The sequence below is a fragment of the Paraburkholderia caffeinitolerans genome, assembly GCF_902859945.1.
Classification (GTDB): domain Bacteria; phylum Pseudomonadota; class Gammaproteobacteria; order Burkholderiales; family Burkholderiaceae; genus Paraburkholderia; species Paraburkholderia caffeinitolerans.
This window is the reverse complement of sequence record NZ_CADIKL010000003.1, coordinates 76,663-90,007: the sequence shown is the minus strand read 5'-3', so window position 1 is coordinate 90,007 and position 13,345 is coordinate 76,663. Positions and strand designations below refer to the sequence as shown.

The 13,345-nt window shown below is 64.6% G+C and carries 13 protein-coding genes and 1 pseudogene; 8 read left to right on the top strand and 6 right to left on the bottom strand.

What is annotated here, in order from left to right:
* Positions 1-48: 48 nt before the first annotated feature.
* The 3 genes from scpB to HV773_RS03435 form a co-directional block, all read right to left on the bottom strand.
* A complete protein-coding gene (scpB, locus tag HV773_RS03445; RefSeq protein WP_129562238.1) occupies positions 49-933 on the bottom strand; it encodes an SMC-Scp complex subunit ScpB in 885 nt (294 codons plus the stop codon).
* A gap of 370 nt (positions 934-1,303) precedes the next feature.
* Positions 1,304-2,551, bottom strand: coding sequence for a pyridoxal phosphate-dependent aminotransferase (locus tag HV773_RS03440; protein WP_129562239.1), 1,248 nt, complete (start codon positions 2,549-2,551; stop codon positions 1,304-1,306).
* Between the two features lie 105 nt (positions 2,552-2,656).
* A complete protein-coding gene (locus HV773_RS03435; RefSeq protein ID WP_129562240.1) occupies positions 2,657-3,565 on the bottom strand; it encodes a LysR family transcriptional regulator in 909 nt (302 codons plus the stop codon).
* Between the two features lie 449 nt (positions 3,566-4,014).
* On the opposite strand from HV773_RS03435, the pseudogene HV773_RS03430 reads away from it, so the two are divergent.
* A pseudogene (locus tag HV773_RS03430) lies at positions 4,015-4,410 on the top strand (transposase); the annotation flags it as partial.
* 386 nt (positions 4,411-4,796) lie between these two features.
* Entirely contained in the window at positions 4,797-5,114 is a 318-nt protein-coding gene (locus HV773_RS03425) for a hypothetical protein (protein WP_129562242.1), read from the top strand.
* A gap of 184 nt (positions 5,115-5,298) precedes the next feature.
* Here the strand turns inward: HV773_RS03425 and HV773_RS03420 are convergent, their stop codons facing one another.
* Positions 5,299-5,619, bottom strand: a complete 321-nt coding sequence (locus tag HV773_RS03420; RefSeq protein WP_129562243.1) for a hypothetical protein — start codon at positions 5,617-5,619, stop codon at positions 5,299-5,301.
* Positions 5,620-5,875: 256 nt separating this feature from the next.
* Between HV773_RS03420 and HV773_RS03415 the strand changes: the two genes are divergently transcribed.
* From HV773_RS03415 to HV773_RS03400, 4 genes are all read left to right on the top strand, one after another.
* Positions 5,876-6,574: a YdcF family protein gene (locus HV773_RS03415; protein WP_129562244.1), complete on the top strand. Its 699-nt coding sequence runs from the start codon at positions 5,876-5,878 to the stop codon at positions 6,572-6,574.
* A 193-nt stretch (positions 6,575-6,767) separates the two neighbouring features.
* Positions 6,768-7,010, top strand: coding sequence for a hypothetical protein (locus tag HV773_RS03410; protein WP_129562245.1), 243 nt, complete (start codon positions 6,768-6,770; stop codon positions 7,008-7,010).
* Positions 7,011-7,308: 298 nt separating this feature from the next.
* A complete protein-coding gene (locus tag HV773_RS03405; protein ID WP_035525906.1) occupies positions 7,309-7,569 on the top strand; it encodes a hypothetical protein in 261 nt (86 codons plus the stop codon).
* Between the two features lie 239 nt (positions 7,570-7,808).
* On the top strand, positions 7,809-9,095 hold the full coding sequence (locus HV773_RS03400) for an EAL domain-containing protein (protein ID WP_129562246.1): 1,287 nt from the start codon (positions 7,809-7,811) through the stop codon (positions 9,093-9,095).
* A gap of 45 nt (positions 9,096-9,140) precedes the next feature.
* Here HV773_RS03400 and arfB read toward each other — a convergent pair whose 3' ends face one another.
* Positions 9,141-9,545: an alternative ribosome rescue aminoacyl-tRNA hydrolase ArfB gene (gene arfB / locus HV773_RS03395; RefSeq protein WP_129562247.1), complete on the bottom strand. Its 405-nt coding sequence runs from the start codon at positions 9,543-9,545 to the stop codon at positions 9,141-9,143.
* Positions 9,546-9,805: 260 nt separating this feature from the next.
* Here arfB and HV773_RS03390 point away from each other — a divergent pair, with 260 nt between their 5' ends.
* Positions 9,806-10,459: a VC0807 family protein gene (locus HV773_RS03390; protein WP_129562248.1), complete on the top strand. Its 654-nt coding sequence runs from the start codon at positions 9,806-9,808 to the stop codon at positions 10,457-10,459.
* A 130-nt stretch (positions 10,460-10,589) separates the two neighbouring features.
* Positions 10,590-13,037 carry an FUSC family protein gene (locus HV773_RS03385; protein WP_129562249.1) on the top strand — a complete coding sequence of 816 codons (2,448 nt, stop codon included), beginning with the start codon at positions 10,590-10,592 and terminating at the stop codon, positions 13,035-13,037.
* A 75-nt stretch (positions 13,038-13,112) separates the two neighbouring features.
* On the opposite strand, the gene HV773_RS03380 is transcribed toward HV773_RS03385, so the two are convergent.
* Positions 13,113-13,307, bottom strand: a complete 195-nt coding sequence (locus tag HV773_RS03380; protein ID WP_129562250.1) for a hypothetical protein — start codon at positions 13,305-13,307, stop codon at positions 13,113-13,115.
* Between the last annotated feature and the right edge of the window lie 38 nt (positions 13,308-13,345).

Here is a 13,345-nt window from a genome sequence, read left to right as displayed (position 1 = left end):
GCCCACACGCAATAACTTGCGGGGGGCGCGTCAAAAATGTTTGTTGCGTCAGACGCCGCGTCGAGCGGCTTCGTCATCCGTCGTCGAGACGGGGTCGTCCTGTGCCGCGTCGCTGCGGCCCTGGTGTGCTTCTTCGGGCGCGCCGGCCGTGTGCCGGGCGGGCTCCGTTTCCTGCGCGTCGGCGCGGGATTCGCCATATCCGCCGTGTTCGTCGTGACGCCCGGCGTGTGCGGCATCCTGTGCGTCCGCATCGGCCATGCCCGGCGAAGGTGCGGGCGTTTCCTGCCCGGCATCCGCATCGACCGCCATCAGCGTCGGCGCTTCAGCGCTTTCCGGTGCGCCCGCGGCAACCAGTTGGGCCACTTCGCTGTCCGGGAATTCGATCGCGTGCTGAGCCAGCAATTGCTCGCCCAACTGGCTCGACGGATCGTCGAGCGGCGGCAGTTCCTCCAGCGACTTCAGCCCCAGGTCGTCCAGAAACTGACGCGTCGTGGCGTAAAGCGCCGGACGGCCCGGCACGTCCCGGTGGCCGATCACCTCGATCCAGTTGCGGTCCTCGAGCTGCTTGACGACCTGCGTGTTGACCGTCACCCCGCGAATTTCTTCGATATCGCCGCGCGTGACCGGTTGCCGGTACGCGATGATCGCGAGCGTTTCAAGCACGGCACGCGAATAGCGCGGCGGCTTCTCGGGATGCAAGCGGTCGAGGTAGGTGCGCATGGCCGGCTTGCTCTGAAAGCGCCAGCCGGACGCGAGGCCCACCAGTTCCACGCCGCGCCCGGACCATTCGCTGCGCAGGTCTTCGAGCAGATTACGGACGGTGTCGGCCGAAATGTCGTCGACAAACAGTTTGCGCAGATCGCCGATTTTCAGCGGCTCCTGCGTGCAGATCAATGCAGTCTCAAGGACGATTTTCGCCTCTTGGGTATTCATGCAGCCAGGTCAGACCCTAAGTAAGGTAAATCAGGTTCATGGAACCGGATCAGACAGACGAAAGACGATATGGAACTGGAGACGCGCTCGCCCGATTCTGATCGGTCATATTGATGGGAGCACGCACCGGGGGGCCGTTATACAACACATGCACAGGCAAAGTGCCAGACCCAGCCGGACGGAGCAGCGAAATTCCCGCAGGGAATCGCGTGACTGAGCGCCATCTTACGCAAAAACGCCGGGGGCGTAAAGACGGCGTCAGACTTGCTTTCGTCTGCTTGAATCCGCCCCGAATCCGCCCCGGCGGCGGACAATGCGCCTCGCATGACGCGTACCGCAACCCGTCGTCCCGGCGCGCCGTCCAGCACGCTCAGCGGCTCGCAAGATAGCGCGACAAGCGCTCGACGCCAGCGTCGAGCCGGGCCGGATCGCACGCGTAGCACCAGCGCACGAAGCCCTCGCCGCGGGAGCCGAATGCACTTCCCGGCGCGAGCCCGAGCCCTGCCTCGCGCACCAGCGCCTTGCATAGATCGAGGCTCTGTTGCGCACCCTCAAGCTTGAAAAACAGGTACATCGCACCGTGCGGGACTTTCACGTCGACGCCCGGCAAACCGGCGAGCGCCGCGGCGAGATGGTCGCGCGAAACGCGCAGATCGGCGACGAGCGAACGCGTGAACGCCTCGCCCTGCTCGACGGCAACCACGCCTGCCTGCTGCACAAACGACGGCGCGCACGACGTGTTGTATTCGACCAGCTTGCCGAGGTCGTCCATGAGTGCGCGCGGCGCGACCATCCAGCCCAGTCGCCAGCCCGTCATGAGCCACGCTTTCGAGAATGAATTGACACAAATCAATCGCTCGTCGCGCGACGCCAGATCGAGGAACGACGGCGCCGTGCGCTCACCTGCCGCACCGTAATAGAGCCGCTCGTAGACCTCGTCGGCGACGATCCAGATACCGTGACGGCGGCAATGCGCAAGAACGGCGCGCTGCTCGTCGCGCGTCATCACCCAGCCGGTCGGGTTGTTGGGCGAGTTGATCATGAGCAGCTTCGTGTCGGGCGTGAGCGCCTTCAACAGCCCCTCGAGATCGAGCGTCCAGCCTCGCTCGCCATAGCCGAGCGCGACTGTCTCGACGCTCGCGCCGAGAATCTTCGGAATCTCCACGAGATTGGGCCAAAGCGGCGTCACCGCGACCACGCGGTCACCCGCGCCCACCACGAGCTGCGCGGCGAGCATCAACGCATTCACGCCGGCGCTCGTCACCGCGACGCTTTCTATCGGCGTCGCGCCGTGCAGGTCGCTCACGTAGCGCGCGAGCGCTTCACGCAGCGGCGCGATGCCGAGATTGTGCGTATAGAACGTTTCTCCGCGCGCAAGCGCACCGGTGGCGGCCTCGCGGATGAACGCCGGCGTCACGCGATCGGATTCGCCGAACCAGAACGGCAGGACGTCGGCGACACCGAAACCCGCGTTCGCCACCTCGCGGATCTGCGACGAACGCAACGCCCTTACTGCGTCTCGCGCCGTGGCTTGGGCGCTGCCGCCGGTTCCGGCAACCGGCGCGGCAGGGGTATCGGGCAAGGAAATGGCAGACGAAGACAAATCGAGATCACTCATCGAAGCTTCCAGGGAGGCAGGCAGAGAATCAGGGAATTCGCGTTTGCGAACGGTCATCAGTGTAGCGCGCGCAACTGCAAGGCGAAGACGGTGCTACCCGCCCCATCAGACGCCGCGCCTCTCCTCGGGGCCGGCGTCCCGTTCGAGAATCAGCGCCCACACGGCCTCGGCGGCGGGCGAGAGCGAGCGGTCGCGCCGACGCACGAGCTCGACGGTGCGTTCGGCGCGCGGCACGAGCGAGCGAGCGATCAGCGACGAGCCCGCCGGCACCGGTAGTGCGAACTTCGGCAGCACGCTCACCCCCACCCCGGCCTCCACGAGGCCGAATGCCGTCGAGGGATGCCCCAGCTCCTGCACGACGCGCGCGCTCACGCCCTGCTCCCTGAGCACCGCATCGATCAGCGGGCGGCTGCCCGAAGCCTGGTCGAGCAACACGAGCGCTTCGCCATCGAGCGAGCGCCAGGCAACCTGCTCCTCGCGCGCAAGCGCATGGTCGCCGCGCACCACCACGCAGAAGGAATCGGTAGTCAGCAGCTCGGTTTCGAGATCCTCCGCCGCAAACGGCCCGATGACCACCCCGAAATCCACTTCGCCCGAGCGCACCTTGCGCAGCACGTCGCTCTGCGCATCGTCGCGCAGGCCGAGCGTCACATAGGGAAACTGCTGCCCGCACGCGGCGACGACCCCGGGCATCAGCCGGCACGCGACAGTCGGGCTCGCCGCCACGACAACGCGGCCACGCCGCTGCTCGCCGATCTCACGAATCTCGCGCAGCGCGTCATCCAGATCGCCGATCAGCCTTGGAATGCTCGCAATCAGATTGGCCCCGACATCGGTGAGCTGAACCTCGCGCGTGGTGCGATCGACGAGCTTCACGCCCATCTCCACTTCGAGTTCGCGCACGCAGCGACTGACCGCGGACTGCGTGAGCCCGATTTCGTCGCCCGCCCTGCTGAAGCTCTGCAAGCGCGCCACTTCGATGAACACTCGCAATTGCCGCAAGGTCACATTCATCCACCTACCTCATTAATTCTTATGTTTCATGCAATTTTATGACAGAAAGTAACCACGTTATCGCCGTAAATGTCCAGCCCTAAACGCTCAAAGTCGCTTGCGGACACTCTTACCGCAACGCAACAAGTCAGCGCAAACGCACGCCGGACGGGCCTTCCTGCACAAGATTGGTGATTGTCCCGATTTCCCGTTGATGCGTTTTCGAGTCTCATACGGCCCTGGCAAGCACCCGCGCGGGCTTGATACCACGCGGCTTCGAGACAAAAACGTGCGAGCTGGCACGCTTCTCGCTTTAAGGCACGTGCAGGATCGCAGGACGGTCCACGGCTTTTCGAGACTGGTCCGTCTAAAACGATTCCGCCTGGTACTCCGCCAGCCGGCCGGAAGTACATGAAGAGTGCGCAGCGCGGGGCAGCGCACCGAAGATAGCTTCGCTGAGGTGATACATGATGCTGTTCGACGATTTGAGAGACAACGAGTGGGCGCTGGTCGAGGTGTTGTTCTGCGCGGAACCCGCACGGAGCGAGCGGCGCGGACGGCCTCGCGTCGAAGCGCGTGCTGTGGTCAATGCAGTGCTCTGGGTGCTTTCGACGGGTGAAGGCTGGTCCAAGCTGCCGGGCCGCTACCCCTCGCCGCCCACCTGCCGACGCCGCTTCGACGAATGGCAAGCCGACGGCACGCTCGCCGAAATCGTGAAGCGTCTGGGCACGAGCGGCCGCGAAATCTCGCTGCGCGGACGCATTGGCGCGACGGCCACGAAACCGCCCGCGCCGCCGAGCCGCGACCGTCTGCGCGGCGCATTCTGGACTAACCCTGAGTCGTGGCGCGCGCCTGTCAAGATGGCTTGAGCCTGTGCGGCACAAGCACGAGATCAGCGCTTTTCTCGAACTTTCCCGCCGGGTGCTGCACAGCCCGGCATCGGACCTCCGCGGCGCACGCCGCGGCCCCCTTGTGTGACATCCCCAGCCGGCAAGCTCTGCCGGCTACCCTCGCACGCCTTTCGCGCGATGCGTCCACTGCAGTGTGCACTCGCCACCCGAGATTCGACATTGCGTCTTCGCGACCGCCTTGGCCCAGGCCGAACCTGGCCGAGCCGAACCTGGCCGTGCAACGCCGGGATCGATGTGCGCGAAACATCTAATTACTAATATTTACAGCGTGCTTTCGCAGGGAACATTAGCTTAGAGGCATGTCTATAAACGTCAACTACCCGTAACGACGGGAGGTCCCCATGAAATCCATGACTCTCCACGACCGGGGCTTCATGGTTTCGTTCTGCGCCTTGGCACTCCTTGCGCTTCTGTCACTTTCGCCCTCGCTCGCGTCCTGGCTGACACCTGACGCCACGGCCAAGCCACCGCGCACTGGCGCGCCGCATGTATCCATGGCGCGCACCGGCACGCATTCGTGGGGACTTGCCGAGAACCCTCGCGCCAATGCCTCGGCGCAAGCGGTTCCGCGCGGCAATCTGCGTGGCGACATCGCCGATAACGCGCGCCGCAGCGCAGCGCCTCGCCCGGATCGCCCGGACACGTCGCGCAACCCATAGCCGCACAGATCACGCATCCGGGCGTGATTCCCGCGTCGTCGATAACATCGTAAATATCGTCGTGAAGATGATGGAACCACCGCGCCCGAAGCCGGTCTACTCATTGCCATTAAGCACAGCGTGGCAGCAGTAATTCCGGTAAGCCCGTATCTTTCGATACGGGCTTTTTTTTGAAGTGCGTCTATCAGTCGGCCTGGCCGGCTTCGTCGGAAGACTGCACGACCGCATCGGCCACATAGTCGGCCATGCGCTGCTCGGTCCAGTTCAGGGAGCGTTCGTCACGGGAGAGACGCGCGAATTCGGCGCGGCCGCGCTCGGTCAGCACAGCGATATCGACCGGCGCGTGAAAGCCAGGGGCAGGAGCAACGGTGCGCTGCCTGACGGTGTCCATGAACCCCAGGTTGCGCAGGTATTGAAAGACTTCCGGGCGTCGCGCCCACGGGACCTGTCGATACTGAACCCGCCGCAACGCTTCGAGTACTGCTTCGTTGGAATACGTGGTCATCTCACTTCTTTCTTAAAATGCAGTCCTGCGGCCATCCCGCCTGCTGCGGCGCAATGCCGGCGAGGGCTGCAACGGCTGCACAATGCGCGGCCACGCGCCCTGCCGTACCCCAGCGCCGTGGCAAGGACTGCAGGTTATTCGGGGCCCCGAGAACATGTGGCGCCTTTGCGCTCGACACGAATCATCCCGAAAACAATACGGTACCTCATTCAACTTGATTCTATTCGGATTATTCGCGCTATTTTTTGCGCTGTTCATGCTGTGGCGTGGCGCGCGGCGGCCCATCGCGGTCATCGCCGTCATCCTTTTCTGGCTGCTCGGATCGGGGTGGCTGGCCAAACCGCTAGTCGATCTTGCCCAGCCCCCGAACTATCGCACTCCCTATGTTCCGGCAACGACACCCGCTTCCGCTTTCGGCGCACGCACGGCCATCGTCATGCTAGGCGGCGGCACAAACGAACGCGCCGACGGCACGCTCGTGCCCAAGCCCGACGTCTACGCGCGCATTGCGATGGCCGCCGCGCTGCAAGCACGCTGCCTCGCGGCCGGCGGCGTGTGCAAGGTGATCGTGAGCGGCGGCAACCCGCAGCATCACGCCGCCAGCGAAGCCGATACCTACGCCCCGTTGCTATTGCGAGCGGGTATCGCGAAAAGCGACCTCGTGCTGGAGAACCGCAGCCTCACGACCTGGGAGAACGCGCGCAACGTTGCGCCGATCGTGCACGCCCAGCGCGCGGATACGCTCTTCGTCGTAACCTCGGCTTACCACATGCCGCGCGCGATGCTGGATTTCCATCGCTTTCAAATGAATCCCGTGCCGGCGGTATCCGACGTGCGCCACGTGCGCACCGGCATGTGGCCGCGTCGAGCCAATCTGCGCGACACCGAAACGGCGTTGCACGAACTGATCGGCATTGCGCAGTTCCATGTGTACAGGATGCTCGGCTGGTTCTAGATCACACGCCCAAATGCACGGGCGATGACTAACACGCGACAAGATCCACCGGGATATGTAAAGATGTGTAACAGGCACGCGCACGCCTTATGCGATGTCATCTGGAACGAGTATTCGATCGTTAGAATGGCATGCCAATCCTGCTTGAGCAGGCACAGGCTGGGTCCATAAACCGCTCCTTCGGAGGTTAGTGATGAAAAAAGTGTCCCTCGCAGTCCTGATTTCGCTTTCCGCCCTCACGGGCGCTGCGTATGCGCAAACGGAAAATGGCGTCACCATGAGCACTGATCCGGCCAAGGCCGCCGACGTCGAGCAGCGTGCGCAAGATCTGCAGACGCGCCAGCAGGCTGCCGCGGAGGCACCGGCCCCGATGCCCGCAAAGCATCACAAGAAAGGCAGCAGCCATCACAAGGCTCCGGCCAAGGCTGCGCAGTAAAGTTTGCTCGTCTGCACTCGTGGCCGTGCAGGGCGGGCGCGGCGCGCATGCGCTCGTCACCGTTTTCACGGCCGACCTCGGTGAGCCTGCTCAACATTGCGGCGCCGTATTGCATAGCAACACCTGCACTGCGCCATGCCGAACAAGCCGATGCCAGTCCCCTGGCATCGGCTTTTTTCTTGTCCGTGCCTGACACCGAGGAGCCCGTGCACCCGCAAGTCGCCTCGCGCGGTATGCTAAAGTCGCGCACCCCGGAATCCACCACCTGTTTGTGCGCGACTCGCGCGGAGAAACATTCATGAGTAACATCCAGCTCGACATCGAATGGACTGAAGCGGCATCCCGCAAGATCGAAAAGCTGATGCCGCGCAGCAAAGACGGCGACGCCTTTCTTGCGCTGCCCCCCATCGAATGCCTGCCGATGGAAGGCGACGTCCTGTTCCTCGGCCCGCAGGGCAAGCAACAGCCGTTCATCGTCGCCGAACGCCAATATCACCACGAGGGCGATGCCGACTGGACCATCATCCTGATCCTCGATGTGCCCGGCACGGCTCACTAATTGCTCATCAGAGTAACGCATTGAGTGAGAATCGCGCGGCTCCCAAGCCGCGCAACGAGCCCGCCATCGAGCATCGGCCGCTCTCCCCCCGCAGCCCCACGACGCGGCTCGACAGCCTGGCAAGCATAATTTGCCGATACTCCGTACACTGGCGGTAAAGCGTACTGCCCAGGCACCGCTTTGCCTGGTGCAACCCGTCAGTGACTTCAATCAAGCGCCGTGAGGCGCGCTCCAGCGTCATGTCGAATACGCAGGCATCGCTCGCCACGCTGCTCAGGCACCTGGAACCGCATGACGGGCGCTTTCGGGCGCGCTGGCGCTCGACGCTGCTCGAAAGCGCTTTCCAACCTGTGCTCTCGATCACGCATCAACGCGTGGTCGGCTACGAAGCGTTGTTACGCATCGTCGGCGCCGAGCACGCCAGCACCGGACCCACCGCACTATTCGCGCGCGCGACGCCTGAAGCCGCGCGCGAACTCGACGAACTCGCGCGTTGCCTCCATCTCGCCAACTTCACCGCACAGGGTGTCGCTTCGGGCTGGCTCTTTCTGAACTCGCTGCCGCGCCCCACGCCCGGCGACTGGCCAACGCAAGCCGCCATCGACGCGCTATGCCGCCACTTCGCGTTCCCGCACGAGCGCGTGGTGATCGAAGTGCTCGAGCAGCGCGCCGGCGACGAACCGGCATCGTTTCTGGAAGCCCGCCCGCCGCCGGGCGGACGCGACTTTCTCGTGGCGCTCGACGACTTTGGCTCGGGGTTTTCGAACTTCGACCGCGTCTGGCGCTACCGTCCCGACATCGTCAAGCTCGACCGCTCGCTCGTGCAGCGCGCAGCCAACGGCGAGAGCCATGTTTCGTTCATCGCCAGTCTCGTTTCGATCCTTCATCATGCGGGCGCGATGGTGCTTGCCGAAGGTGTCGAAACCGAAAACGAACTGATGGTGTTGATGGAGGCGGACATCGATCTCGTGCAGGGCTTCTGGTTCGGTCAGCCGCATGCTGTGGTGCGTGAGGCCAGCGCCGCTGCGCCCGCGCTCGCGCAAACGATGTGGCAGCGCTTCGCCGACTATCAGCGCCACAGCCAGTTGCACGAGCAGGTCGATCTTGGCGAGGTTACGCGCGTCATGCTGCACGGAGCGCGCGTGCTGACTGCGGGAGGTACGCTCGAAGCGGCAGCGACGGCGATTTTCGAGCACGCCGGTGCGCTGCGCGTCTTCGCGGCAAATGACCAGGGCGAGCAGCATGCGCCGTCGATCGCCGCGCCGGGCCTCGGGCCGCCCGCCCGGCTCGCGCCGCTCTATCCCGACATCCACAGCAACTGGTCGCGCCGCGAATACTTCCGGCGCGCGCTTGCCGCACCCGGACGCGTGACCGTGATGGGCCCACACTACTCGCTTCATGATGGCGCGCTGTGCTACACCGCCGCCATTGCGCTCGACTACGCGGGCGAGACACACGTGTTGTGCGCCGATTTCCCGCCGGCTCTGACCCTGCGCGAACCGCCGCCGGACCCAGCACAGGCTTGAGCGCACGGCGCGGTCACATCAGCCACCTCCGTCACCTCAGTCGCTTCATTCGAGCACGCGGCGCCGCCCCGCTTTCACTTCTCCCTTGCGCATCTTGCTATCGAGGCGGCGCAGCTTCGACGCACGCGTGGGCCGGGTGGCCACGCGCGCCTTTCTCATCACGCTCACGCTGTCGATCAGCGCCTCGAGACGCTCAAGCGCGGCGGCGCGATTCTGCTCCTGCGTGCGGTATTCCTGAGACTTGATGACGACCACGCCCTCGTGCGAGATACGCCGATCGGCGAGTGCGAGCAGGCGCATCTTGAGCACCTCGGGCAGCGACGATGCGCGAATGTCGAAGCGCAGATGAATCGCACTCGACACCTTGTTGACGTTCTGCCCGCCCGCACCCTGAGCGCGAACGGCAAAAAGCTCGACTTCGTGTAGCGGAACAGGCGGACGGGCAATCATGATGGACGAAAAATGCAGGAGTAAGGCGGCCGGGTTGTGACTGGTTGGGCCAAGATTCGCAGTGTCGCATAAGGCGGCACGTGGAGATGCATGACGACGTGCGGCGCCCGACTTGCAGCAAGACCCGCGAGCGCGACCCCGGCCACCGAAGCTCGGGCACACGATATGCATACGCGCGTATCATGGGCCATCGCAGGCCGTTTGCCGATAGCCTGCCCTCGGCTCATACTTTCTTCATCCCTTTCTGGAGCGCACCTCGCATGAAGCTGCGTCCAGCATTCGTTGCCGAACTGGCCGTCAACCTGTTGCTGCCGTGGGTCGCCTACCGACTCGCCCAACCGCACTGGGGCGAGTTCGGCGGCCTCATCGCCTCGGCCATTCCGCCGCTTGCCTGGAGCATCGTCGAACTCGTGCGCTTCCGGCGCGTCGACGCGCTTTCGGCAGTCATCCTGCTCGGCATCGTGCTCTCGCTCGTCGCCATGGCGTTCGGCGGCAGCACACGCATGCTGCTGATGCGCGAAAGCTTCGCCTCGGGCGCGATCGGCGCCGCGTTTCTGTTCTCGCTGCTGGCAAAGCGCCCGCTGGTGTTCTACCTGGCGCGCGCCACGGTTGCGCGCGAAACGGGCGATGGCCCCGCGCGGCTCGAACTGCTGTGGAACGAAAACCGCGGTTTCGTGAGCGCCATGCGTCTGCTCACCGTCGTCTGGGGCGCCGGACTCATGGCCGATGCCGCCCTGCGCACGTACCTCGCCGCCACCTGGCCGATCGAGCGCGTCCTGATCGTCTTGCCGATAATCGGCTATGGCATATTCAGCGCGCTGCTCGCCTGGACCTTCTGGTATCGCACGCGCATGCGGCGCATCCGCGGCACGCGCGGGCTGCTCGGCGACGCCTCCACGCTGGGCGCGGATTGACTGACGCGCAGCCCGCCCGCACGGGCCGCCCCGCCGCAATACAGAGACGGACAGATCGCGCCCGAAATCATTTAAACTCAGCGCCACAGTCCGCGGCGCACCGTCCGCACCCGAACACCTCCGGCAGTCGATGCGCTACTCCGTAGAAATCAGGAAGTTCCTTTACAGCCAGTATTTCTACGGCGGCCTGCGCATCGCAGTCGGCATCTCGCTTCCGGCCATCCTGTGCCTGTTCGTGTTCGACAAGAGCGATCTCGGTTTCACGATCTCGACCGGCGCGCTCGGCGCCTGCGTCGTCGACATGCCGGGCCCGCTCAAATACAAGCGCAACGAGATGCTCGCGTGCAGCGCGATCGGCTTTCTCTCCGCGTATGCAACCGGACTCGCCACCTTCAGCCCGATCGCGCTGTGGGCCACCGTCGTGCCGCTCACCTTCGCGCTCTCGCTGATCGTCGTCTACGGCAACCGCTGGCCGCAGATCAGCTTCGCCACGCTGTTCATGATGGTGATGACGCTCGAAGACCATTTCACGCCGCACCAGGCGCTCGTCAACGCGTCGTGGATCCTGCTGGGCGGCCTCTGGTACACGGGCTGGTCCACACTCGTGAGCCGTCTGATGCTCGATCGCATCGAACAGCAGGCGATCGCCGAAAGCGTGTTCGCATGCGCCGACTATCTGCTTGCGCGCGCGCAGTTCTTCGACCTCGACAACGATCTCGACGAGTGCTACCGCAACCTCGTCGCCAAGCAGATTGCCGCGGTCGAACGCCAGGACGCCGCGCGCGACATCGTCCTGCGCAACCTGCCCAAGCTCAAGAGCGGCAAGATCGACGCGCGCCGCGCGATGCACTTCAACCTGTTCATCAATACGGTCGACCTGCACGAGTTGTTCGTGGGCGCGCACACCGACTACCCGCTCGTTCGCAACACCTTCGGCGGCTCCGATCTGCTGGCGTTCTACCGCGACCTGATCCGCAAGGCCGCCGCCGATCTCGAAGATATCGGCCTCGCCACGCTGCAAAACGAGGCACCGCGCGCGGCCATCAACGTGAAAGCCGAGTTGCGCGCAATCGAATATGAACTCGAGTTGCTCAAGAAGCGCGATCTGCCCGCGACGGACCCCGAGGTCTACGCGGCGGTCTCGGCCTCGTTCCGTCGCATCTGGAGCGCGACGCGCCTGATCGACCGGATGCGCCGCGACCTCGCGAACGACACGCCGCCGACCGAGACAGAGCTGCGCATCGACGAGGCGCTCGAGCGCTTCGTGACGAGCCGGCGCGTGCCCTTCCTGCAGATCTTCTCGAATCTCACGATGGCCTCGCCGAGCTTTCGCCACGCGCTGCGCGTGACGATCGCCGTGGCCGTGGGCTTCTGGCTCGGGCGCCTGTTGCCGCTCACGAACGCCTACTGGATCGTGATGACGAGCATCATCATTCTCAAGCCCGGCTATTCGCTCACGCGCCAGCGCAACGCGCAGCGTATCGTCGGCACGCTGATCGGCTGCGCGGCGAGCATCGCGCTCATCCTGCTCGTGAAGCAGCCGCTCGTGCTGCTCGTCTCGATGTTCGCGGCGATGGTGATGAGCTACAGCCTGCTGCTCTTCAACTACACGGCGAGCGTGGTGTTCACCTCGGCCTACGTGCTGCTGATGTTTCATCTGCTTGCGCCGGGGAACATGCGCATCATCGGCGAGCGCGCGATCGACACCGTCGTGGGCTGCATGATCGCCGTCGGCGCGAGCCATCTGTTCCCCTACTGGGAATACCGACTGATGGGCAAGCTCGTGAACGACATGATCGCGGCGACGCGCAGCTATCTGGAAGCGAGCTGGTGGTGGAGTGGACGCACGCGCGGCGCGCAGCCGGCGTTTGCGGGAGCGGCACCGACCGCCGAAGCGGCGCCACGCGGGCCGGCCTTCGCGGCGGTATCGAGCGGTGCGCCGATGGTGAACACTGTGACCCAGAACACGCCTCGCGACCTGGCGCAGGCCGCCGGCGAGCAAGCCGACGTTGTGGTCGAAGCCGCAACCGAAGAAGCCGCAACGAAACCGCCGCCATCGGCCTCGGCTGGCGCCGCCGTCCCCGCGCTCGCACGCGACTTCCGCTACCGGCTCGCACGCAAGAACGTGCATGTGGCGTTCGCCAATCTCGGCCAGGCATTCCAGCGCATGATGCTCGAGCCAAAGTCGGCGCAGAAGTTCGTTCCCGAACTCAACGACCTGCTCGTGCGCGGTCACGTGCTGGCCTCGCAGATCACGGCCACGGCGCCGCTGTTGCGCGACACAGCGAAGGCCGGGCCGGGCACCCAACTCGATGCGCTAGAACACGCGCTCAACTGCGTGCGCGAGAACCTGGTGGCCGCCGAAGCCGGCACGCCGATCCCCGACGATCAAATCGAAATCACGAAGCGCATGACGCGCGAACTCGACACGATGGTGGTGGAAACGGAGCGCTCGCCCGGCCTGGCGAGCGAATTCGCGCAGGACGTGAAGCTGCTCGCGCATCACTGCAAGCAGATGCTTGCGGCGTCCTGGATTCTTCGCAAGGACGCAAGCGTGATCCGGCTTCCGGAAGAATGAAAACGGCAGCGACAACTCATGTCGCTGCCGCATCGAATATCGCCGGCGCTCACCAGCGGCGCGCCGGGCAATGCATCACTGCGCCGTGCTGGCTGCCGGCGGCGCGGCGGCGCTCGCGGGAGCACTCGTCGTCTGCGCGCCAACGCTCTCCTCGTACTCGTGCTTGCCGCGCAGCGCATTGAAGAGCACGGTACCGATCACGATCACCACCACCACCACTATCATCACGCCAACGCCAAAGGTGGGATTCTTCTTGCGCGGTTCGTTCATGGATCGTGTCCTGCCTGGGAGATAAAAAAGGAAACGCG